Origin of the sequence: Aliikangiella coralliicola, from assembly GCF_007004725.1 — a bacterium.
GTDB classification, from domain to species: Bacteria; Pseudomonadota; Gammaproteobacteria; order Enterobacterales; family Kangiellaceae; genus Aliikangiella; species Aliikangiella coralliicola.
In genome coordinates, this window is sequence record NZ_ML660166.1 from 408,199 (window position 1) to 433,172 (window position 24,974).

17 protein-coding genes are annotated in these 24,974 nt (G+C 42.0%); 1 reads left to right on the forward strand and 16 read right to left on the reverse strand.

Annotated features, from left to right (window positions below; genetic code table 11):
* Nucleotides 1-2: 2 nt before the first annotated feature.
* The 11 genes from rseP to FLL46_RS17290 all read right to left on the reverse strand — a co-directional run bounded on the left by rseP (nucleotide 3) and on the right by FLL46_RS17290 (nucleotide 11,843).
* Nucleotides 3-1,355 carry an RIP metalloprotease RseP gene (rseP, locus tag FLL46_RS17240; protein WP_142932562.1) on the reverse strand — a complete coding sequence of 451 codons (1,353 nt, stop codon included), beginning with the start codon at nucleotides 1,353-1,355 and terminating at the stop codon, nucleotides 3-5.
* A complete protein-coding gene (gene ispC / locus FLL46_RS17245; protein WP_142932563.1) occupies nucleotides 1,355-2,545 on the reverse strand; it encodes a 1-deoxy-D-xylulose-5-phosphate reductoisomerase in 1,191 nt (396 codons plus the stop codon). The genes rseP and ispC overlap by 1 nt, the downstream gene beginning before the upstream one ends.
* Nucleotides 2,545-3,423, reverse strand: coding sequence for a phosphatidate cytidylyltransferase (locus tag FLL46_RS17250; protein ID WP_142932564.1), 879 nt, complete (start codon nucleotides 3,421-3,423; stop codon nucleotides 2,545-2,547). Before FLL46_RS17250 ends, ispC begins: the two co-directional genes overlap by 1 nt.
* A 43-nt stretch (nucleotides 3,424-3,466) precedes the next feature.
* Entirely contained in the window at nucleotides 3,467-4,249 is a 783-nt protein-coding gene (uppS, locus tag FLL46_RS17255; RefSeq protein ID WP_142932565.1) for a polyprenyl diphosphate synthase, read from the reverse strand.
* 349 nt (nucleotides 4,250-4,598) lie between these two features.
* Nucleotides 4,599-5,156, reverse strand: coding sequence for a ribosome recycling factor (frr, locus tag FLL46_RS17260; protein ID WP_142932566.1), 558 nt, complete (start codon nucleotides 5,154-5,156; stop codon nucleotides 4,599-4,601).
* Between the two features lie 32 nt (nucleotides 5,157-5,188).
* Nucleotides 5,189-5,917 carry a UMP kinase gene (gene pyrH, locus FLL46_RS17265; protein ID WP_142932567.1) on the reverse strand — a complete coding sequence of 243 codons (729 nt, stop codon included), beginning with the start codon at nucleotides 5,915-5,917 and terminating at the stop codon, nucleotides 5,189-5,191.
* A 5-nt stretch (nucleotides 5,918-5,922) separates the two neighbouring features.
* A complete protein-coding gene (gene tsf / locus FLL46_RS17270; protein WP_142932568.1) occupies nucleotides 5,923-6,804 on the reverse strand; it encodes a translation elongation factor Ts in 882 nt (293 codons plus the stop codon).
* A gap of 145 nt (nucleotides 6,805-6,949) precedes the next feature.
* On the reverse strand, nucleotides 6,950-7,702 hold the full coding sequence (gene rpsB, locus FLL46_RS17275; RefSeq protein ID WP_142932569.1) for a 30S ribosomal protein S2: 753 nt from the start codon (nucleotides 7,700-7,702) through the stop codon (nucleotides 6,950-6,952).
* Nucleotides 7,703-8,030: 328 nt separating this feature from the next.
* Nucleotides 8,031-9,074: an ABC transporter ATP-binding protein gene (locus tag FLL46_RS17280; protein WP_142932570.1), complete on the reverse strand. Its 1,044-nt coding sequence runs from the start codon at nucleotides 9,072-9,074 to the stop codon at nucleotides 8,031-8,033.
* Nucleotides 9,061-10,752 carry an ABC transporter permease gene (locus tag FLL46_RS17285; protein WP_142932571.1) on the reverse strand — a complete coding sequence of 564 codons (1,692 nt, stop codon included), beginning with the start codon at nucleotides 10,750-10,752 and terminating at the stop codon, nucleotides 9,061-9,063. Before FLL46_RS17285 ends, FLL46_RS17280 begins: the two co-directional genes overlap by 14 nt.
* Before the next feature lie 74 nt (nucleotides 10,753-10,826).
* The gene (locus tag FLL46_RS17290) at nucleotides 10,827-11,843 is read right to left on the reverse strand and encodes a Fe(3+) ABC transporter substrate-binding protein (RefSeq protein ID WP_210418735.1); all 1,017 of its coding nucleotides are present in this window, start codon (nucleotides 11,841-11,843) and stop codon (nucleotides 10,827-10,829) included.
* Nucleotides 11,844-12,170: 327 nt separating this feature from the next.
* Between FLL46_RS17290 and FLL46_RS17295 the strand changes: the two genes are divergently transcribed.
* Complete coding sequence (locus tag FLL46_RS17295; protein WP_142932573.1) at nucleotides 12,171-12,929, forward strand: class I SAM-dependent methyltransferase; 759 nt, start codon at nucleotides 12,171-12,173, stop codon at nucleotides 12,927-12,929.
* Between the two features lie 1,127 nt (nucleotides 12,930-14,056).
* Here the strand turns inward: FLL46_RS17295 and FLL46_RS17305 are convergent.
* The 5 genes from FLL46_RS17305 to FLL46_RS17325 form a co-directional block, all read right to left on the reverse strand.
* Nucleotides 14,057-14,377 (reverse strand): hypothetical protein, encoded by a 321-nt coding sequence (locus tag FLL46_RS17305; protein ID WP_142932575.1) that lies wholly within the window; start codon nucleotides 14,375-14,377, stop codon nucleotides 14,057-14,059.
* Nucleotides 14,378-14,447: 70 nt separating this feature from the next.
* Nucleotides 14,448-14,789, reverse strand: a complete 342-nt coding sequence (locus FLL46_RS17310; protein ID WP_142932576.1) for a response regulator receiver protein — start codon at nucleotides 14,787-14,789, stop codon at nucleotides 14,448-14,450.
* Between the two features lie 836 nt (nucleotides 14,790-15,625).
* A complete protein-coding gene (locus FLL46_RS17315) occupies nucleotides 15,626-16,327 on the reverse strand; it encodes a transposase (RefSeq protein WP_142932577.1) in 702 nt (233 codons plus the stop codon).
* A 315-nt stretch (nucleotides 16,328-16,642) separates the two neighbouring features.
* Nucleotides 16,643-16,999 carry a hypothetical protein gene (locus FLL46_RS17320; protein ID WP_142932578.1) on the reverse strand — a complete coding sequence of 119 codons (357 nt, stop codon included), beginning with the start codon at nucleotides 16,997-16,999 and terminating at the stop codon, nucleotides 16,643-16,645.
* 1 nt (nucleotide 17,000) lies between these two features.
* Nucleotides 17,001-24,725, reverse strand: coding sequence for an FG-GAP-like repeat-containing protein (locus tag FLL46_RS17325; RefSeq protein ID WP_142932579.1), 7,725 nt, complete (start codon nucleotides 24,723-24,725; stop codon nucleotides 17,001-17,003).
* Between the last annotated feature and the right edge of the window lie 249 nt (nucleotides 24,726-24,974).

The following is a 24,974-nucleotide window of genomic DNA, read 5'->3' on the forward strand; positions in this document are numbered from 1 at the left end:
CTCTAATAGAGCCTTAAATCGTTGAAAATCGCAATTGCCATTAAGGCAAACACCATCAGCATGCCAATTTGCATACCTATCTCTTGTACTTTTTCTGACAAAGGCTTGCCCTTTAATATCTCTATCGAGTAAAAGAGCAAACGACCGCCATCCAATACTGGAATGGGTAATAGATTAATAAACCCTAAATTAACGCTAATCATCGCCACAAAGCTGATGAAGTGTACCAGTCCTGCCTCAGCACTACCACCCGCTCCTTTAGCAATCGAAAAAGGACCGCTGAGGCTTTTCGGCGAAATATCACCGATTATTAATTTCTTAAACAATTGAGCGCTGAGTGAAATCATTTTTCCCGTTTCGGCGAGTGCCAATTCGAATGACTCCCAAACGCCGCCTTCCCTAATTCGGTAATGCTCAGAGTAATCCGCAGGCTTAGGCATTACGCCCAACAGGCCAACTTGTTTACCATCACGCTCGTGAGAACCTATGACCACAGAAATCTCGCTCAGTTCACCATTTCGCTCAATTAATAGTTTGACTGCTTTGCCAGCGTCCGGCTCTATATTACTCACCAACTCCTGCCAGCTCGCGACAGCTCTCCCATCATATTCTTTGATCACATCCCCAGGCTTGAGACCAGCTTGATCTGCAGGCGAGTTTTTATTGACCACATTGAGAATCGGTGCGACTACGATATCTTGTAGTGCATGACGAATACCCAAAGAATTCAAAATTCTCGGTTGTGAGGAATCAACTTGCCAATTTTCGAGTGACAAAATAACCTTTTTGGGCACGTTAGAGCGGTCAGTCACTTCCAATTCAATTTCGGTCTTTTCTCCCAGACGTCGCGCTACTGCCTTGACCACATCTTGCAACAAGACGACTTCATCGCCGTCGACTTTTGTGATGACATCTCCAGCAACCAACCCTGCTTTGCCGGCAATTGAATTGGGTTCTATTTTTCCAAGCTGTGTCGAAAAGTCATCAATCCCCATGATGAACATCCACCAATAGAGCACAATAGCCAATAGAAAATTAGCGACTGGTCCCGCCAATACTATCGCAACGCGAGCCCAGGGGGATTTTCGGTTGAATTCAAACTGCTTGTCCTGTTCAGAAACTTCTCCTTCACGTTCATCAAGCATCTTAACGTAACCACCCAAAGGGATGGCCGCAATGACATAATTTACACCGTCTTTTCCACGGCGTTGCCAAATGGCTTTGCCAAACCCAACAGAGAAGGTGAGCACTTTCACGCCCAGTTTTCGAGCAACCCAGAAATGTCCATATTCATGAATGGTCACCAAAATACCCAGTGCGATAATGAAATAAAATGCATTCCACAAATAGTCCATTAAACAATCACTCCCTTTTCGATAATGTCGATAGCGACTCGTCGTGCTTCACCGTCAGCGGCCAACACTTTTTCCAGTGAATCAGCAGTTACTAAAGTCGTATTTGAGAGGGTCATTTCAATCACTTTCGCAATATCAGTAAAAGCAATTTTACCGTCCAGAAAAGCGGCAACCGCTGTCTCATTAGCAGCATTTAAAATACATGGAGATGTGCCGCCAGCTAGCATTGCCTCTGAGGCCAATTTTAAACAAGGAAAACGCTCAAAGTCCGGAGGCTCAAAAGTGAGATTTGACATGGTATAAAAATCTAGCGGCTCAACGCCGGCATTGACCCTCTCTGGCCACGCTAGTGTGTGAGCGATTGGTGTACGCATATCAGGATTACCCATTTGCGCAAGTACAGAGCCATCAATGTAAGAAACCATTGAATGAACAATACTTTGTGGGTGCACCACTATGTCAATCTGCTCCAGCTCAACTCCGAAGAAATAACAGGCTTCAATTAACTCCAGTCCTTTGTTCATCATTGTTGCCGAATCAACGGAAATTTTGCGGCCCATATCCCAATTAGGGTGAGCACAGGCTTGATCGGGAGTCACTTCGCTAAGCTGACTGATAGGTATGGTTCGAAATGGTCCCCCGGATCCCGTCAGTAAAATTTTTCTAACGCCATTCATTTCAGGACGACCTTGCCGGTTTGCTCCTGGAAGACATTGAAAAATAGCATTATGTTCACTATCCACAGGCAACAATACTGCCTGGTGCTTTTCAACGGCGTTAATAAAAAGTTCGCCGCTCATGACCAAAGCTTCTTTATTGGCCAACAAGACTTTATGTCCAGACTCAACCGCAGCTAATGTGGGCATTAAGCCTGCAGCACCAACAATCGCTGCAACAACGGTTGCGACCCCGGGGAACTTGGCAGCATTGACTAAAGCTTGCTCGCCACACTCCACTTTTGTATCACATCCTAGATTTGAGAGTAGCTTTGATAATTCTTCTGCCGCATTCTCATCTTTTAGTACGGCCAGCTTTGGATTAAATTTTTTACACTGTTCCGCTAGTTTTTCAGCATTAGTATTCGCGGTTAAGACTTCAACTTCATATTGATCCGGATTACGCTCGATCACATCAAGCGTACTACAACCGATAGAACCGGTTGATCCTAATATGCAGATTTTGTCTTTCATCAAAACCAACCGAAATAGCTATAACTTAAGAAAAAGAATGGCGCAACAGCAATGGTGCTATCGAGCCTGTCGAGGACTCCGCCATGGCCTGGAAGCAGGTTTCCAGAATCTTTAATATTCGCAACCCTTTTCATCGCACTTTCGAACAAATCACCGAGCACAGACAAAACAGCTAAACCAAATGCCACCAGGCTATAGGCTAGCGGGTCATTAATATCAAGCTTCAGCAAATAAGCGCCAACCCAGGCAATGGTTACACTCAGAAAAAGGCCGCCAAAAACGCCTTCCCAGGTTTTATTGGGACTAACAACAGGCGCTAATTTGTTTTTACCAAAGATTTTACCTGTTATGTAAGCGCCGGTATCTGCAGCCCAAATCATACAAAACATAAATAGAACCAGGGCACCGCCGCGATAGAAGTCAAATAAATAATCAACTTTTCGAATACTCACCAATGCGACGAATAGCGCTGGCAATAACGCAAACCCGAGCAAGCCTCTCACAGGTAAATTAGCCCACCATTTCGGTAAGCTGGAGTAAGTCATCGCGATTACGACGCTGACAGTCACTGCAACAATGCCTGACATCAGAATAATCATTGGATAATCCCAAACAAGGGTATTAGGCCAACTCAAAGAAGGCCAAAACAAAAAGTCGTCACCAATAAACCATAAACCAATATTGGCAACTGAAATGGCTAGTGCATAAAAAGAACCTTGTACACTAGACTTAATTCCAGCCAGCTTCGCCCACTCTAACGCAACAAGATATACGATTATCGCAACTGCAGTTGCAAAATATTCTAACTGCGTTAAGAAAAATAATACCACTATCAGTGGTAGCAAAAATAGCGCGGTTAATATTCTCTGTTTTAACATTCTTTATTGCTCGCTATTCTGATCATCATTTATCACTAGGCGTTCACTCATCACCATCAGCCTGGACTTGTTCACCGGTTTTACCATAGCGACGTTGTCTTTTTGCATAAGCATCAACGGCTTTTTGCAATTCATTAGCGTCAAAGTCAGGCCAAAGCGTATCGCAAAAATAAAGTTCGGCATAAGCTGCCTGCCAAATCAAAAAATTACTGATCCTGACTTCACCGCCGGTGCGGATCAGTAAATCCAGTGGCGGCAAATGAGATGTGGCTAACCGGGAATCTAAAAGCTCTTCGCTAATACTCGAAATACCGGCATTTTCCTGTAACAACGAATTGACAGAATTAACGATATCCCATCGACCACCATAATTAGCCGCTATATTTAGCCTTAATTTATCATTATCTTTTGTTAAATGCTCCGCCTTAGCAATACTTTCCTGTAACTTGTTGTTAAATGCGGAAGTATCGCCAAGAAAATTTAATTTCACTGAATGTTTATTGAGCATTTTGACTTCGCGATTTAACGCGATAACAAATAGTTCCATCAGGTAAGAGACCTCTTCTTGAGGTCGTTGCCAGTTTTCGCTACTAAACGCGAATAGGGTTAAAGATTCTACGCCCAACTTTCCAGATGTTTCGACTATTTCCCTTGCGCGTTCTACGCCGGCTTTGTGTCCGCGAGTTCTTTTTTTTCCGCGGGCTTGCGCCCATCGCCCATTACCATCCATGATGATTGCGATGTGCTTCGGAATCTTGTTAGCCTCGTCCAAGGTATGACTAGTGGCATTGGGTTCAATATTATCGGGCAAATTATTGTCTGTCATAGTGTTCGATTAATACTTTCCAGTTCGTCATTTTTAGCTTGAATGGTTTCAGCTTATTTCTACTTCAGTAAATTAGTTCTCAGCTGATATTTTTATTGTTTGTTCTCAATATCTTCCTACTTCTTTAGTAGTTCTTTTAGTACTTCTTTAATTCCTTCTCTTAATTCCTGCTCTCAATCTCAACTCAGTTTTTTATTCATCTTCTTAATTAATCTGAGCCTCGAATGAGAAAAGTCACTCCGCGCATCACGCTTGAATATTCACTTCAATTTACGTCTGTAATAAATACAAGGACGCCGTGTCATCAACCGATAACACGGCGCTCAATGATTACAATTGTCAAATGGAACTATATTTCCATCAATTCTTTTTCTTTTTCAGCAACCAACTCGTCCACTTTTTTCACATGGCTATCGGTCAGTTTTTGAATTTCATCTTCTGCGCGACGCTCTTCATCTTCGCTAATTTCTTTTTCTTTTTCCAATTCTTTTAAAGTTGAGTTAGCATCTCGGCGAATATTTCGGATAGCAATTTTCGCTGATTCTGCTTCATTACCGACAACTTTAATTAAGTCCTTGCGACGCTCTTCAGTCAAGGCAGGCAGTGGCAATCGAATCAGGTTACCAGCAGTATTTGGTGTGATACCAATGTCAGATTCCATAATCGCTTTTTCTATCGGCTGGATCATCGATTTCTCGAATGGTTGAACAGTCAATGTTCGAGCGTCTTGTACTGAGACATTAGCAGCCTGACTTAGCGGTGTATCAACACCGTAATATGAAACGGTTAAATGAGCCAACAAACTAGGATGTGCTCGACCAGTGCGGATTTTTTGTAATGCGACTTTGAATGATTCGATGCTTTTATCCATTCGCGTATTGGCATCTTGCTTTATTTCATTAATCACTTTGGCGCTCCGTTTTTTATCCTAAAAAGTTACTAGCAAGTAATGAGAGTGCCTTCACTCTCTTCTAAAACAGCATTAATCAAAGCATCAGGCTTTTGCATGTTAAATACTCTGATATTTTTCTCATGATCACGCGCTAGACAGAAAGCAGTTAAATCCATAATACCCAACTGTTTTTGCAGCGCTTCATTATAAGTCAATTGATCGTAGCGTACCGCGTCTGGATCTTTATTAGGATCTGCCGAATAGACCCCATCGACTTTGGTTGCTTTCAAGATCACATCAGCGTCAATTTCAATACCACGCAAACATGCTGCAGTATCCGTCGTAAAGAATGGATTACCTGTTCCTGCTGTAAATATGACAACCTGTCCCGCTTTCATAAAACGTAGCGCAAAACGACGATCATAATCTTCACATACGCCTGTTAGCGAAACCGCGGACATCACTCGAGTACCTACGCGGAGGCGCTCGAGTGCGTCTTGCATTGCTAAAGAATTCATCACCGTAGCCAACATTCCCATGTGGTCACCTGCCACACGGTTCATACCGGCCTTAGCCAATTTCTCACCTCGAAATAAGTTACCACCGCCAATCACGATACCAACTTGCACACCGCGTTCAACTAAGTGCTTAATTTCAGTGGCGATTCTGTCTAGTACTGAAGGATCAATACCAAACGGCTCCGCGCCCATTAAGGCTTCTCCGCTTAACTTAAGCAGAACTCTTTTACGATTCTTTCCAGGCGCAGAACTTGGCATGACGATTATTCCCCTTTTACTTGAGCCATTACTTCAGCGGCAAAATCTTCTTCTTTCTTTTCAATACCTTCACCGACTTCGAATCGTACCAGAGAAGTCACATCAGCGTTAGCTTTCTTTAGTAATTCGCCAACAGTCATTGATGGATCCTTAACAAAAGCTTGCCCAACCAGGCTAACTTCAGCAGCAAATTTACGCATACGACCAACAATCATCTTTTCGATGATTTCAGCAGGCTTACCACTCTCTTTCGCTTGCGCTGTAAAAATCTCTTTTTCACGGTTATAAACGTCTTCAGAAATATCTTCTGGACGAACGAACTGAGGATTAGTAGCAGCAGCATGCATTGCAATGTCTTTTGCCAAATCTTGATCGCCAGCTTTAAGCGCAGCAACAACACCAATTCTTCCGCCATGGATGTAGCTAGCTAGTACACCTTCACTTGCTTCAACGATTTGAACACGGCGCACGCCGATGTTTTCGCCGATTTTAGCGACTAAGTTAGTACGTGCAGCTTCAACTGTTTCACCAGAAGCCAAAGTCGTTGCGTTTAGCGTGTCGATGTCTGAAGTTTTGTTGCTTAGTGCAGCGTCGATAACCTGGTCAGCAAATGCTTTAAAGTTCTCATCACGTGCAACAAAGTCAGTTTCAGAATTCACTTCAACAATCGCAGCTAACTTACCGTCATCTGATGACTTGGTGATGATAATTCCTTCAGCAGCAATTCGACCTGCTTTTTTCTCAGCTTTTGCAGCACCAGATTTACGCATGTTATCAATTGCAGTTTCAATATCGCCATTGGTTTCGACCAAGGCTTTTTTACATTCCATCATTCCTGCGCCAGTTCTTTCGCGCAGTTCTTTAACTAATGCAGCGGTAATTGCCATGTTTATCTCCAAAAATTAAATATAAGCATTCAAGCTTTTCTGATCGCTTCCGGTGCTCAAATTGACACTTTATCAAGCCAATCATGTCTGAAAAGCTACAAAATAGGGGGCTTAGCCCCCTATTTTAGTTATTTGAGAGCGAGGACTACTCTGCAGAAGCTTCTTTCTCTTCTTCTACAAATTCATCGCTGGTTTCTTCAGCAGGTGCTGTTGCAACGCTTTGACGACCATCAAGAACGGTGTCTGCAGCCGCAGAAAGATAAAGTTGAATCGCACGAATCGCATCATCATTTCCAGGGATAACATAATCAACCCCATCAGGGTTAGAGTTACTATCCACAACAGAAATAACAGGAATTCCTAATTTTCGCGCTTCAGAAATTGCGATGTGCTCGTGATCAGCATCGATAACAAAAAGCGCGTCAGGAAGACCGCCCATGTTTTTAATACCGCCAATACTAGCTTCTAACTTAGTCATTTCACGAGTCAGCAATAAAGCTTCTTTCTTAGTTAAACGGTCAAAAGTACCGTCTTCGCTTTGCTTTTCTAACTCTTTTAAACGATTAATCGACTGACGAATCGTTTTATAGTTGGTTAACATTCCGCCCAACCAACGCTTATCAACAAAGAACTGACCACAACGAGTTGCTTCTTCACGAACAATTTTACTCGCGCTACGCTTGGTGCCGACGAATAAAACTTTACCTTTTCTCGCAGCAACAGAACTTAGGAAGTTCAATGCGTCATTGAATAGAGGTAGTGAGTGCTCTAAGTTGATAATATGAATTTTGTTACGTGCGCCGAAGATGTACGGCTTCATTTTTGGATTCCAGAAACGGGTACGGTGACCGAAATGTACGCCCGCCTGAAGCATATCACGCATAGTGACTTTTGCCATTGTATAAACTCCTGATTATTAAGGGTTTTGCCTCCGCTATTCCCAACTACCAACCTCATTCAGTCATTAACCAAAGAAGCACCCTGATAGCCGTGTCGAATAGCGTGTGAATTAGGTGTCAATCGAGATTAACTGACACGGCGCGCTTTATATCATAGATGGTGCATTCAGAGCAATAAAAATAGCGGTTTTGGCGGAATAATTGCAACTTCAACGAAAATCTCGCCAAAAGGAGTAAAATAGCTGAGTTGGTGTCATACCAGAAGCCGAAGTCTATCGCTTGGTCGGTATTCCCGAAGGAAATCTGTAAGCCTAACCTTTAGCAATTTTATTTTGCAGGAAATACAACTAAGTGTTCGATCTCTAGCCGAATGCCGATCGCTTCGTTAACCGGGTGGTCGTGGTGGCTGGGTACAAGGCTCAAAACCTGTTCTTGTCCATTGATCGCTAAGGTATAAAGAAACTCAGCACCTCGAAAAACCTTATCAATTACGACAGCGGTTTTCTCGCTCTCATCATCGTGTAATATATCATCAGGACGAACAAATACTCTAACACTCTCACCGGCTTTATAGCCGTGTTGAGTATTCCCTTTCAACAGGCCAAGCTTCGTATCAACACAATGCTCATCGATAACAACAGCATCTAAAAAGACGCCTTCTCCAATAAAATCAGCGACAAATTCATTATTGGGTCGATGATAAAGGCCAAAAGCAGAATCCAGCTGCTGCAAACTACCGCCATTAATCAGCCCTATTCGGTCTGCCATCGCAAAGGCTTCATGTTGATTATGACTAACCATGATGACTGTTATTCCAGCGGTCTTAAAAACTCTGCGTAAATCTCTTGCTAAGAGTTCGCGCAATTCTACATCCATGCTAGAAAATGGTTCATCCAATAATAATAATTTGGGCTCAGGCGCCATAGCTCTGGCGATAGCCACTCTTTGCTGCTGACCACCAGAAAGTTGATGGGGATAAAGGTCAATGAAACTTTTCATATCCAATAATTCAGAAAGCGTTTCGATCTTTTGGTCTTGTTCTGGCTTTGCTAGTTGATAGATGCCAAAACAAATATTTTCCCTGGCTGTTAAATGGGGGAACAATGCGTAATCCTGGAATACCATTCCCAGCCGACGCTTTTCAACAGCAACATTGACTTTATTGTCCGAATACTTATTTCCAGCAATCCAGACTTCACCATCTTCGATGGTTTGAAAACCAGCGATGGTTCTTAGTAGCGTAGTTTTGCCGCCGCCGCTGGGGCCAAGCAGGCAGATAATTTCGCCATCGTTAACTTGCAAAGAGATTGAATTCAGCACCTGACGAGCTGAAAAACTGACATTGATATTTTTCAGTTCAAGAGCGTGCATTATAACCTGGGCGTGATTTCCGAATTGAAAGACTGAGCAAGATTACAGGAATAATACCGACTAACACAATAGCTAATGCCGGGGTTGCCGCATCAGCCAAACGTTCTTCGTTGGCTAACTCATAAGTTCGTATCGCCAAAGTATTGTAGTTGAACGGACGTAAAATCAGAGTTGCAGGTAACTCTTTTAACACATCTACAAAGACCAGAAGCGCTGCAGTCAATAGACTCCCTTTTATCATCGGCATGTGAATTTTCCTGACTATTCCCGCGTCTTTTAATCCCATGGTTCTTCCAGCTTCATCCATGCTAGGTTTAACTTTCGCCAATGCAGCATCGACACCGTTGACAGAAACGGCCAAAAACCTTACCAGATAGGCAATCACTAAAATAAATAGTCCGCCGCTTAACAACAAACCACTACTAATCTCAAACTCTTCACGTAACCAAGCGTCTAATGTGTTGTCAAACCAGGCAAAGGGTAACATGACCCCCACTGCGATAATGGTACCGGGTAATGCATAACCCATGGCGACAAAGCGAGTTGCGTTATTCATCAGAGGCCCAGAGTAACGACGTTTACCATAAATAAAAAACATGGCGAGAATTAATGCAATAATTGCCGTGGTTAAAGCCAATGAAAAGCTATGCCATATCAACAGCAAAAATTCTTCGTCAATCACGCTGGAAAATGTGGCAACCGCCCAACTTATGAGAAAATATACTGGAATAATAAAGCCCAATAAAACTAGAGTCCCACATAACGAACAGGCTAAAGCAGCACCGGCCCCTTTGAGCTTAATGGGGTTAATCTGGCTATATTTTGAACTTGTATGATAATACTGAGATTGCTTGCGCGAACGGCGCTCCAGGTAAACCAATAAAATCACAAATAACAACATAAACGCAGATAGTTGTGCGGCAGCGACGTTGTTCCCCAAACCAAACCAGGTGCGAAAGATACCCGTGGTAAACGTAGCGACACCAAAATATTGGACGGTTCCATAATCAGCTAATGTTTCCATTAAAACCAATGACAGCCCGACTAAAATCGCCGGCCTTGCTAGCGGTAAGGCTACCTTGAAAAACATACGATACGCGTTACAGCCTAAGGTTCTGGAAACTTCCAGCACGCAAACAGATTGTTCAATAAAGGCAGCGCGAGTTAACAAGTAAATATAGGGATACAAAACCAGCGAAAGCAATACAGTCGCGCCGCCGAGGGAACGAATATCAGGAAACCAATAGTCTCCAAACCCAACCTCAAAACTCGTTCGAATCCATTCCTGTAGCGGTCCGGAAACGTCAAGAATTCCGGTGTAAGTGTAGGCAATAATGTAGGCAGGCATCGCCATCGGTAATAACAACAACCAACTAAACACTCTGCTGCCGGGAAACTGGCACATAGTGATCAGCCAGGCAGATGAAACGCCCATTAAAAGGCTTAATACGCCCACACCTAACATCAATAGCAACGAATTGCCCAAGTATTCCATCAACACCGTATCGTACAAATGCCGCCAGACTTCGCCGTTTGGAATAAAAATACTGAAAAAGGTTGTTAAAAGCGGAATGGAAAAAAATAAAGCCAGCCCAATAGCGCCAACTTTCCAGTATTGGATGTTTACTGAAAATGAAGGCGTGTTTGAAGACTGACTTATCGCATCGTTACGCGGCATTATTTAGTTATTCGTGCCGATGGTTCTAGTTTAACCGAATCAACAAATTGAGCGGGTAGTAATAACAGATTCGACTATTTCCAACCTGCTCTATCCATTAATAAAACAGCTTCGGCATTGTACTTTCCAAGTAGGTCCATGTTAATTGCGTCTGGCTTGAACTCTCCCCACTGTTTGAGTAAAGCGCTGTTCGCTACACCAGCAACAACAGGGTATTCATAGTTGGCTTTTGCGTACCAGGTTTGAGCTGCATCGCTCACTAAGTATTCTAGCAGCTTGATTGCTTCTTTTTTATGCTGGGCCGATTGAGTAATACCGATACCGCTCAGGTTGACATGAGCGCCACGGCTGGATTGATTTGGCCAAAATACGCTCACTTTGCTTGCAGCTTTTTTCTCGGCTTCAACTTTTGATTCAAGCATTCCACCGACGTAGTAAGTGTTAACCAGCGCTAAATCACATTGGCCAACAGCCACGGCTTTAACTTGGTCACGATCACCGCCCTTAGGAGAACGAGCAAAATTGTTTACCAGCCCTTTAGCCCATTTTTCAGTGGCCTCTGCCCCGTTATGAGCAATTAAGCTGGCGACTAGCGATTGGTTATAAACATTAGAAGATGAACGAACGCACAGTTTCTTTTGCCACTTGGGGTCCGCCAAATCTTCATAGCTGGACAACTGCTTGCCCGGAACTCGTTCTGGAGAGTAAACAATGACTCTTGACCGCAACGATAAGCCATACCAGTAACCTTCATCATCGCGGTAATTTTGAGGGACATGCTTGGATAGATAATCTGAGTGAACTTTTTGCAACAGGTTTTGCTGCTTCGCACGATGCAATCGTGCAGCGTCAACGGTTAACAAAACATCAGCAGGGCTATTTTTTCCCTCGACTTCCAATCGCTTAATCAAAGCATCTGCTTTACCGGTAACCAAATTCACCTTGATACCGGTTTCTTCTGTAAACCGTTTCAACAATGGCTTAATTAGCGCTTCTTTTCGAGCTGAGTAGACGTTGACCTCAGCACTGTTAGCGATTGAACTTAACAACAAAGGTGATAATAGGAGAATGGTGCAAAATAATCTGCGCATGTTGGAACTCATTGATATTCAAGTTATTGTTAATAGTAATGATAACCGATCTCAGTTATAAATAAATAGTTAAATTTTATGGAATTATGTGGAAAGTCAGTGAATTTGTGGGCGTTCGGTTTGAACAGGACTTATGTTGTTCAATATTATTAGCAAAGTCGTGCGGTATTTTTTAAGCGATATTAGTAAACCTGATACAAAAATCTATCCAGAGTATTGAGTTTATTTTCACCATAATACTATCGAATTATAATTTGACAGGGTTACGGTATATTTCACAATTTCGCTATATAATAATTTAATCAACATAATCACTAGCTCCTCTGTATGACTGATAACTCCATATATGACGAAGAACTCGCCAAACAGTATGATGGTGAGATTTCAAAAAATTCGTTCAATAGATCAGATCGTAGAAAACTGCTTAAGATTGTTGAGCATAAAATCCCGACCAACCACTTAATAGTCGATGTCGGTGGAGGCACTGGAACTGACGCAATTATCCTGGCAAAAAAAGGCTACAAAGTTTGCATAATTGAACCTTCTATATCAATGTTCGAAAGAGCCCATAAAAAGGTTAAAGAAAATAACCTTACTGACAAAGTAGAGCTACTGCATGGCGACTCATCGGTAATTAATCAAATTACAACTCAGACAGATTGTCCGGTTTCAGTAATATCAAATTTTTCATCGTTAAATCATTTGGAAACCCCCTCACAAGAACTAACAAACATCTCAAACATGGTTAGTCCAGGAGGCTATTTTATTTTTTCAATTGGAAATCCCTTTTTCTATGGACACTTTAAAATGCTTCGCATTTTTAATGTATTAATCAATTTGGCTATCTCAGGTATCGCTCGTTCTCAACTACACTCCACAACTTATAACTACTACAGAAAAAATTTTTTATCTTCAAGAATGCCAAACTTAGTTCTTAAAGAGAGATCTTTAAGTGTCAGCAGGTTATCTGAAAATTATCAAAATTCTCTTATTGGAAGAGTTTCAAAGTTGCTGTTACGATACTTTCCGTTTGTATTACCATCAGGTTCTGCTTTTCAAATGTACGTTTGGAAAAGAAATGCCTAGAGCGACTAAGCGGTTGAGAAATTATAGTAACCTACTGCTCAATAAAATCATTCCAAAACCTATTTCTCAAACATATTGCAAAGGATTCTACCCAGACCCCAAACTTTCTCAGCTGGAGCTTATTTTCGCAAACCAACAATTTGATGTGTCAAATAATTGCGTTATATGGTCGTTAAGACCACTTATTTTTTCCATATCGCTAAGTCATAATATGGAAAAATCTCTTAATCAACTAAAAAACAGTAATATTTATTTAAACCTTCGCACATATCCGAATTTTGGCTCTCGTTTATTCGGCCAGTTAGAATTATCTGTTCACGAAAAAGTTGAAATAGGCGATGCCATTTATTTAACTGCGACTATAAAACGCGTATCAGACTATACGCTTCCCAAACATCTAGATCTAGTTGATAACTTGTTAGTTTTATTACGGAGAAAGTTAAATAAAAAGCCTTTTAATTTTATTATGGATGATAAAGATCTAAGGGCATTCGCGCTATTTTATTCTCTACCGAGGCCAGTTGTCTTGGTGTCAGTAAGTAATGATGGTTATGACAATCTGTTCCCAATGGATTTAATCGGCTCTCTGAAAGGTGAAGATAACAACGAAATTTATTCTCTTTCTTTACGACAAACCAGCCCTTCTATTGAACTTATGCTCAAATCAAAACAGGTAGCAATAGCTGGTGTTCCCATTCATCAATCAGAACTAGTTTATCAATTGGGAGAGCATCATAAGAAAAAAAGTATTGATTGGTCTGAGTTAAGTATTCAAGCCATACATTCGAAAGAATATGAATTAAGAGTACCTGAATGGTCAACTCAAATTGAAGAGTTATTAATTAAAAATTCGTTCGAACTAGGTTCTCATCGTGTGTTTCTATGTTCTACAGTATCATCAGTAAAACGAGGTAGAGCAGAACTGATGCACCACGTAAGTGGTCGTTTTATGAAACTAATAAGAAAAGAAAAATAATATTCATTTAGTTCAGGAATTGGAAAGCGGCCCTAAATAGTTTTATGATTAAATTTAAAGACCGCCTTATTGACCACATTTAGATTGTCAGTTACTCAAAATAACTTATAGGATCTTTTTAGCTGGATTAGTTCAAAAAACGGACTCAACATTAAAGATTTTCCTTAATCATCATCAGGTCAACTTTACATTGCAACTCTCCATCAGCGACGTATCGTACGTCCATTTCCATTCCCGATTCTTTTGCTTTCACAGCCGCTGCAATAATATTTTCATCATCAGTCCATAATTCACATTGACCACCAGAGGAAGTCAAATTGATCAACCTCTCACCATTTAGGTGAATGAATATTGGCGAGCCAGCCAACTTAACATCTGTTACCTGCGCACCACCAATCCATGTTTTACTCGTCGCAGCTACCTGTAAACTAATTAATGCACTTAACATCAAAACTATTACATTTTTCATCATATACCCTCTTCCAAGATCACTTATATCTGATTAATATCGATTCAACTCTCAATAAACCAGCTAGCATTGATTAATCTTCATCTTCGATCAACATTCTATTGATGTAACAACTACTGGTGCTATCATCAAAATAAATTGTGAGATTTTTTCCTGTGGAAAATGCCAACATCGCAATAGAATAAATATTATTTAGAGCCGTCTCAGTCACTCCGTTTGAATTGACCTTGAGTTGGTAATGTTTTGGAATCCCCGCATTAGTGCAGCTAGCACTATCGCTCTTAAATGTAAGAATAACACTGCCATCAGCCAACGGGTATATCATTTTAATTTTACTGGTATGCCAAACTCCTGCGGCAAACGCTGTCTTTGACATTAAGCAAATAGAGGCTACTAGAAACAATTTTTTTAACATAAACATACTCTTCTTTCTCGATTAAATAAATAACAATCCTGACTGTTTTTCAAAACTTTTGAATGCTGCGCATTGCCTGTCAATTGTATCGATAAACTCGCGCTATTTTTTGCTTTTGTCTGGTTCCAGCCAATTGGAAGAAACCAAATTTCACTCTTTTTTATGACGATATGGCATACACAAACATAAAAATAAAGTGCCCAAATGTGCAACTAAAATGGAATACTGATAGAAACAACAATCATCTTTTCAATCGTGCTCTAAAATTCTTGTATATCAAAAACAAAATCGACTAGATTTTCAATCTATAGTCAACTTCTTACTGTTTAATATTTATTGCATGGGGTCGACTGTCGACTTATAAGTCGTTAAGAGCTAATAGAAAGATAAGAAATGAGCACTAAAACCACTCATGCTTCAACGAGGATGATGACTTAAATTCCTTTTCCTAACTAAAAAATACAACCGATCTCCTGACACTACTAATTTGAAAACTAACGAGGAAACTCAACGCTATTTTTCAACTATTCTCGATATTTCAAAGCTATAAGGTTGATTAAGCTAAATACAGAGCAAAACATATCGAAACTCAAGGTCATATTTTAAACAAAAGAATCTCAAAACTCAATAATTAGTTTCACGAAAATTAGGTTAACCTATGTATTCTTATTTCATCGAACGACGATAAATATTAATCTTTGACCAAGCCATCAAAACCATGGCGGTCATTTTCGAATGCAGAAAATCAGCGTCGCTCTAAGATAATATACGAATCAGCTAATCGACTGTGAAGTCGATCATTCACTCAGAGCAAGGGGGGTCAGATCACTTGATAGTCAACATGACTCTTCAACATTCCATCGATTTCCACCCCACGAGTTAAATATTATTTGAACTCCCGATTTAATTTCAATATCACGCTTAAACTTTTCACCACCTAGCACCCACGCACGGTTCGTCGCACTTCTGATTTCATCTAACTTAGATCGGCTAAGCTGTGAATCAAACAAAGCACGATAAGCTGATTGTCTATTTAAATCATTACATCCCAAGCTCAAGTAACATGGATGCTCTGTGATTAATTTAGCTCTAATACCACGGGCATTATGATGGTAACTTGTCCATTTATATTCCGCAGGCGCCTCTACCATTTTTGCTCTAACAGGATTCAGTTCAATATATCGACTGACTGTTAAAAAATAGTTCTCGGTATCAACCAATGCCGATTTAAATCGTCCTTCCCAAAGTGTCCCGGTTCGAGCATGTATTTTGTTAAAATACCGAACATAGTAACGACCGAGAGCTTGCATCATTAAACTGACTCCTTCTCCTTGATGTGGGGTCGCCAGTATGTGAACATGATTCGTCATTAAGACAAATGCATGGACCGCAACTTCAAATTTACCTGAATACTCCTTCAGTTTTTCCAGGTAAACAATTCGATCTTGCTTGGTAACAAAACAGGCTTGGCGATTATTACCTCGCTGAACAATGTGTTGAGGAATATCAGGGAGATTAAGTCGAGGCAAGCGAGCCATTATTCATCCTTGAATAGTTTGGTGCGCTCATTTTCAATGAAATTTAATCAACCAGCAAGGGCAAAAGACGTTTCTTACACCCAGAAATAATCTTTAAGCTTTGTGAGTTTACAGCCATCGTTAGTCGCAAGTGATCTGACCCCCTTGATCGAAATTTCTGATCGAAATTTCCGTTTTGGCTAATCAATTAGTTTCAATGACTTGAAACTTGCCTCTGTAGAAATTGATCCTCTGAAAATAGTCCTCAATTCAAGAGAAATTCAAAATATTAATCTTTTTAAATTATGGGTGTCCTTTAATTTGCTTTAATATTTGTTACAAATCTAACCTACTCACATCAATATTTTGTGGTGGAGATTTTTGCCTCTTAATGTGGTCTATGAAATTCTGGGGTAATTCTACCTTATACTTAGTTAGATAATGAGTTAAATCGCTAGGCCATGCCCACTCTCCATCGGTTCTAATTTCCATCGTTCCGATTATCTCTTTATCTTCACTTAACACGTCAACCGAAAGTCCTGGGCTTACAAATATGGCGACTCCAGCTTCTAAATAACTGACTGTATCTTCTATATTAGAAGTAAATTTTCCTACACTGTTTTCCAAACTTAACATGCTATCTTCACCGAGCTCTAGCTCCGAAAAAAAGCCAATTTTTTTAAGTTTCTTCATTTTAACCTCCCGGCCTAAAAGAGACCCACTCTCCTGTGCTTCGAGAAGGTGAGCCGATAGTCATCCTACCACTAGGGTGAATCCATACATTTTTAGTTGGAGCCAAAACACTTACTCCAAGTTTATTAGCTAAATTCTGAGCTGCACCGCTACTGCAAGCCCCTGTTTTGCATGATATTAGCCTTATTGATTGACCCGTAAAACCATTTTTTCTAATAAAAGCAGCTAATGAACGATGCGTCAACTGAACCCACTTGCCATTATGTAAAACATGGAATGCTTTTTCACTTCCATGAATAAGAACATCAAAATAACCTTCTTTAGGTTTAAGCCAATTTGCTGCTTTTGCCAAATCATCTCCAGCCCCAACCAACGAAACATTTGCAGATACACTTCTCGAAGCTATAAATCGCCCTGCTGCAAGTCTAATTCCTGAAGCTAAAGCGTATGCATCTCCCGCCATTGTTAAATATGAAAGGACATGCAAATAGTTAACAGCAGCCTCTTGACTTTGTCTTATAGACGCAGTCATCTCTGTAGTATCTACAGAAGGTAAAACATCTCTTCCATGACTATTCGTATCTCCTCTAGCTCTAGCCTGACAAGCAGACAAACACTTAAGAGTCGCCTTTCCTTTACCTTTAAAAACACTATCTACAGGAACACTACTAGATTCATTTGTTCCCCCACTAGAATTTCGGGCATCGCTGCCACCGCTCTCGTTTTGTTCGGGAGTTTCGCTTGCAACTTGCTCTTGGCTTTCTATATTTTCAGGACTTGGTGTTTCGGCCGGTTTCGCGGCTGGCGCTTGATTTACACGCTTTCCATTATCGTCAGAAATAATTACCTTGCCTTCACCTTCGGGAGGGTTAACCCATATCGTTTCGCAATTTGTATTCGTTTTACAAATACTCCGATAACCACTAGGATCAGCCCCCGCCAACGGATTATTCATAATATACGAATAGGGATTCATACTCTGTGAATTCCCCGGTGCCTGAATAAACGGGTCCACACTCAAAAACCGCCCCAAATTATAATCATAAACCCGCCCATTCATATGAATTAGCTCAGCATCATCCAGATGCTCATGGTCAGTAAACCCACGGTCAGTCTGTAACTCAAAACCATCTAAAGAAGCAATCTGCGTCAATGTCGCCGGATTCGCCGGGTCAACCAGCTCCAGAGTTCCCTTCCGCGGCTTACCAAACGGGTCATAACTCTTATTATCAACCACCTCACCAGTCTCATCGGTAATGGTCACCACAGAGCCCAACCGGTCACGGTGCACAAACCCCACTTTATAGCTTGTGTCGCTACTATTCACCGTCTCAGTCACAATCGCATCACCCAGGTAAAGTTTCTTCTCGGTTTTACCGTTATGTGTGATTTCTTCATACACCTTGTCAACATAACGAGTCACTTCATCACCACCAGAAATGCCTTTCTTAACCTGCTTATAGCGCATCTGGTCGGCGCCATAAGAGAATAAGCTGGTCACCCCATTACGATTAATCGACACCGGTTTATTAAAGGCATTGTAAGCAATGGTTTTACCATCACCAGAGAGCAGGTTACCGTTATTGTCGTAATTGAAAGTTTTGGTGCCGCCATTATTAATCTTGGCAACCGAGTAAACCGCGTTAGGACCGGCATTGCCATTTGACTTAGCAACGGTGCCATAAACATAACTGGTGGCGTAATCGTCCTTTTTCTTTAAATTCCCCACCTTGTCATAGTCATAAGTAATGTCAGTTTCAGCAACACCACCAATGTCACGGGAAGAGATTTTCAATCGATGCAACGCATCATACTTATAATCTTCCTTCGAAATAATCGTCTGACCATTGCGCTTATTCTCAACCGTCTGGTTTTTCAGGTTACCAAAGCCATCGTACGAATATTCAATTCGATGTCGCTGAGACGCACCATTCGTTGTCTGGGTGTAGACCTTCTTCATTTGGCCGGTTTCGTCCCAATACTCAAAACCTTCGGTTAACACACCATTGGCTTTCTTCGCTTCCAGCAATTGACCCCGTGCATCCATCTTATCGATTTGGTGATACACATAACCACTCGCCGCATTTTTGGCTTGAGTCAGGTAACCGCGCTCGTTATAAACGTTCTCAACCGTTAATCCCGTTGGATAAGTGACCGCTTTAACGCGACCATAGTTGCCATCGTACTGGGTCGATACCTTGTAGGCCGTTCCGTCAATATTGGTAATGGTCTCAAAGGGACGACACCAGGCATCATAACCATAACTCTTGGAAAAGCTCTCACCGGCCGGCAGGTTAAGACGGGTTTCACCATCCGGTAATCCTTCACACTGCGAGTCATAGCTAAAGGAAGCTTCAGCACTGCTGGTATTACTCGGCGTCGGAACAACATTCAGATAACGATACTGCAAACGACCTAAATCGTCATATGCGTAATAGTAAGTATCCCCATTGGCATCCAGCTCGCTATAGACTTCACCAAACCCGGTGTAGGCAAAAGTCTTAGTCCCCATATTCGGGTCGTTGACGTATTTCTTCTGGCCTAGTGCATTGTATTCCGCTTTAATCGGATTGCCGTTACCATCCTGCAAGACAATCGGATTACCCGATGAATCGTAAGCATACTGGGTGATAATATCTTGTTCGCCATCATATTGACTGGTTTGCATCAATTGGCCGTTACCACTATAGGTTCGGCTCATTGAATTGGTCACACCGTTAATCACATCCGTCGCACTAATCGAAGTGAGATGGCCGCTATAAGCGTAAATCACTTCCATTTTATTATTGTACGGCTGGCTGACACTTTTCTTGGTTAATCTACCCAGTGCATCATAACTGTCATAGGTTGTACCCAAGGTTTCAGAAGCACTTCCGGAAGGAATGGATTCAAACGTCATTCGACCCAGATTATCGTATTGGGCTTTGACAAAAATAGCGGTGCCGTCAAACCCTTCAGTTTTGCTATAAATGACGCGATTCAACTGGTCTTTATATTCAACAGACTCTGGTGCGCCGGCTGAATAGGTCGTCACCTTATATCGAATATTGGTATCCGATAAGCCATCACAACCATTATTACAGGTGGCATAACGCAGGTAACTGGGTTGTCCCGAATCTGCCGGCGGAGTAATCTTCTCAACCCGCCCAAAGGCATCATATTCAGTGGTCGTCGTCAGGCTATTGCTGGTGACCGACTTCACCTGACCATGAGTCGGGTAAGTCTTGGTGGTAACCACATGGTCTTTGTCATTGATAACCTGGTAAACAAAATACCCTTTACCGTCTGTACTTAGATTTTCACCATCGGCTGAGTACTTGGTTTCAACCGCTCGCTTGTCGGTACTACCAGACTCGTAGGTCGACACTTTTGTCGGTAAACCATAGGCATTGTAATCAGTATCAACTTCGGTAGTTTTACCGCCGCCGAGTTCTGGCGTGACTGTCACCACGTCAGGCAACCTGGCACTGGTCCAGGTGTAACTGGTTTTCACCTTTTTAACAGGGTCTAATGCCGCGTCATAAATCGCTGAGCCTGACATCGTTTCTGTCTGAACACTGGTCCAGTTCAGCTTATTTCGCCAGCCTGCTGCACTGGTATCAAAATCGTTAACGACCGTTGTTTTAACGGTGCTAAACCCATTATTAACCGTGGAAACCGTTTTCTTGATGTTGCCATAAGTATCCAGTTCTGCCGCTTCAATCGTTGTCGTTGAGGTTGACAACTCGGTCGCTCGATTATTCAGCGCATATTGAGTTTGTGTACTAACGTGCGGCACTATCCAGTGAACGGAACTATTCGCTGTATTTGTTTGGTGATAGGTTTTGGTAGTTTTACTCAAGAACCCATCGGCACACTCGGGTTTCGAATCGGCAATCAGACACGTTCGAATTGCTTCGATTTGACCCGATAGCGGGAACTTCTGGTGGAATTCAGAAACACTTCTTGTATCACTCGGACTATCAACAATAATCGAGTTAAAGCCTTGGAAACCGCGGCCTTTATTGTTGTACATAGCGCCATTGTATCGATACTTGGTTGAACTTGTGCCACCAACGCCGTTGCTTTGATTAAATTGAGCAACCGTGTACATGCTGGAGGTAAAGTTAAAGTAATCTGGGTCAGTATCAGTTGCTGCAAAGTCAGGGTCATAAAAATTATCTGTGCCCGCTTTAAACTCACCTGTACTTAACGGACGATACACCCAGGAACTTTGCAGTTGCATTCCGTTATTTGCCGTAGTGCCATTAGTCACCGACTGAAGCATATCCACAGGCGCATAATTTTCGCCTGACGCACTTCCCCGATTACGATAAACATAAGTATCAAAGTTTCGGCCAAGCACAGCGTGGTTACTCTCTTGAGACGCTTCAATTTTTCGTCGCACGGATTCACGTCGCGGTCCATAGGTAAATACCAGATCAGTTAGACCATTACCAAAAGCATCAACCGATGCAGCCTGGGTCAGCGGACCAACAAAACCTGAATCAGCTTTGCTCGTGGTAATAGTGCCATCGGCTTGTTCATTAAAATAAATAACGTCAAACTGATAGATACCTTCATCTACCGCAGAGCCCGGCATTTCTCGGCGAACGTTGAACCAGGTATTGCCGCTTTGTTGTATGCGATCCCAGTATTTTCCATATAGTTCATCACCACAGAACCATCGTTCAATTCTGTCTGGAGCCCCCACGGGAAAGTCCTCATGGAAGACACAACTTTCAATAACACGCGTTGTTGGTATTAACAAATCTTGGCGACCGTCACCATTAACATCCATTCCACGGATACCAGCGGAATATTTTAAAGTTTTGACATGCAGCGGAGTCTTTTTCGTTGCTTGGCCACCACCATCTTCATATCCATTTTTTACCTGGTAAAGTCGGATATCTCCGAATGAACTATCGAAGAAAACAGCCTCTCCAAATGATCCGTTACCTTTATTGATTCTGAAGTATTGTCCGTTTGAAGTGTCCCAATATAAATAATCCGCTAGCCCGTCTCCATTGACATCAAAAAATTGTGAGTACCCAACATTTGAGGCGTAACCAGAGATATCAACAGTGGTAAAATAGATCCCATTGCTACCGTGATGGATCAGTTTTAAAGTTTGTGGTTGCGGTGTCGGATAAAAATAATCATCTTCATCGTTATATTGGTCAAGGATTAGAAAATCCGGTAAACCATTCCCATCAATATCACCAACCGACTGCACAACATCAACGTTGCGAGCAATATTGCCAAATAAGACATCGAAATTTTTGGTTGTGTGAGTATGAAATAAGATCCCTGCATCGGTATAAGGGTTTGTTCCATTGACATTACCATTGTGCAGGTAAATTTTTAGCTGCCGTTGATTGTAAACCAACAGGTCTGGAAGACCATCGCCGTTGTAGTCAGAGATATCAGGGATCAGCGATGGTTGAGTATACCCATAAACAGATGATGTAGTCATAGAGTAATCTCTCTGAGCGACAATACCCGTATCGATCGCTGCACCTTTCACTGGCGAATTGTTCGAATCTAGTTGGGTGTAGTAAAGCGTGATACTCGAATTACTCGCACTACCTGACCAAGTATCAGTACGCCCATCTAAATTGAAATCAGCGAAACTACAGCTACCGGATTGGTTATTCACTGGTAAATCTTCACCACATCGGCCAGACTCAAAGTCGTGCGAAACAGCACTATTTCCTTCCGCATTATAAAAATATCCTGGGAAACTCGCGGTTGTTCCATCACCGTAAGTTCTGGAGCCTCCTGATAGCCAGTCTTTAACACCATCTCCATTCAAATCACCACGTGGTAAGATTCTCTGGAAATCAACCGCGACACCTTTGCTATCTGGTTTAAATGGCGAAACCTGTGAACCATCTGTCTTCGTTAACGTAAATGCTTCAAGTTCATAAGTAACCGCATCATCCATCCAGCTAAATTCAGTTTTTGGCAAACATTCTTTAGTTGAGGCCGCGCGATAACCACATTCTTGAATTGTCGATAACAGCGATTTATTAGTTGCACCAGAGTATTTGTAGACCAGGTTGTACTCGCGAATAGGCGTGGTGTTGTACTTAGTGATAATTTTCTCAAGTCGCTTGGTACGTCGAGACAAACCGCCCGCCAGGTAACTACTTGAAACGTCTGTTCTAGGTCCATATTCAAATGATACGTAACGGTTACCGAGTGCTTCTGTGACTCCATCACTGGTTCCTGTATAGCTTATTTGAGTTAATAGAACTTCGCCTGGATTAGTCTGAACTTGATAATCATAGTGAACCGCATTGTTGCTTAAATCTCTTTCACTATCGATTAACCAGGATAGTGTCGCAGGTGCACCAGCAGGGATAACTTTAGAATTATTTCCGCGAGAATTTTTACCGAAAGTTGTGATATTGCCAGTGCGCGATTGGGCCTCAAAATAAGTGGTCGCATCATTAATGCCGCCACCTTTTTGAGTCACGGTGACAAAGCTATCAATTTCCGTTCGATACTCAGTCCCCGATTCACCGTAATTACCGCTAACCTTGATTAATCGAGAGCCATTCAAACACAATCGGTCATTAGTCGCGTGATACTGCACACCAAGGTTTGCTTCGTCTTGCGCGGCAGTCGAAGAACATCGGCTGATTGCAGAGCCGGCGGACAAGGAAAAGCCAACACCAACAACACCATTGCCACCTCGAGAGGAATAGCCAATGGCAACAGAAGGTTGCATTTTATTTCGTCCAGGCGGTAACGCGATTGGAATTTGATAGGATGCCGCACCACCAGACACACCGGCCTGACCTTCAACGGCACCAACAGCTTGATTAGCAGGGACTGTCGGCGTTGACAAATCGGCATCATCAACGGTTCCACTAAATTTCTTCGCATAACCCGGCTCTAGCGGGACAGGATTAGTCACAAAAGTCCCACTACCCGAAGCATAAACCACCGTCACATTACCACTAGCATCAGTAATGCGCATATCCACACGCCCATCACCATTTTCGTCAACTAAAACAATTGTGCTACCCATTGACCAGTCAGTTCCCAGGTAGCCATTGACTAAGGTTTGAGAAACCAAACCCTCACCGGTAACTATGTATGAAGTGCCACGAGTCGATTTATTCTGAATGAAAATCTCTTTATCGCCATCCCCATCGAAATCCGCAAACTGTGGGTTGAAATTATTTGGGTCTACGTCGAGGTCAAATGAGGCAAAAGAAGCGGTACCAGAAGCAGTCCAGGAAATGATGGCATTTCGAATGCTTTTAGGAATTAGGATTGGCGTAATAATATCGTCGTGTAACAGAATGATTTTATTGTGGCCCAAAAGGAGCAACTCGTCTCCTGGGCTGGAATTCAGATTTTCACTGAGCGCGGTGTAACTGTCTGCACTCCAATCTGGAATGGCTGGAATATCGGGGTGGGTTGTAGTCCATGTTCGATGGTAAAGAAGATCAGGGACGCCCTGCTTTGCTTCAATTTTTGAAGCTTCGCCGGGATTAATTGCCTGTACGAAAGCATCCTGATTACCATCGCCGTTAAAATCTCCGAGGATTTCATTGGTGGCATTAACCACACCTGAAAAGCCAAAAATTAATGCAACGGATGAAGCGATAATACTTTTTAAATAATTCAACCCAGTATACCCCACTGTGATTTCTTCCAGTTTGTGAATTTCTTGTAAAACAACGCAATAACGCAACTTAAGAACGAAATATTGTCCGCAAGTGTGCGTCAATCGACTCTGTTGTTAATACAGATCGAATTTCTCGAGTCCAATCAGCGGTAAAGCCAAAAGTCTCTAAAAATTCAAAGAGCTAAGTCAATAAAGAAAAGCTGAAATTAATAAAACGAATAACCGGATTAAACCGCTAAAAAAAGCGGAGCACCGTGTAGCGAAAACAACGGTAAGAAAGGAGGGAGTTTGATGTATCCCGGCGAAAACTCGCTAATGCGAAGTTCCATTTCCTGACTACTAGTACCAAAT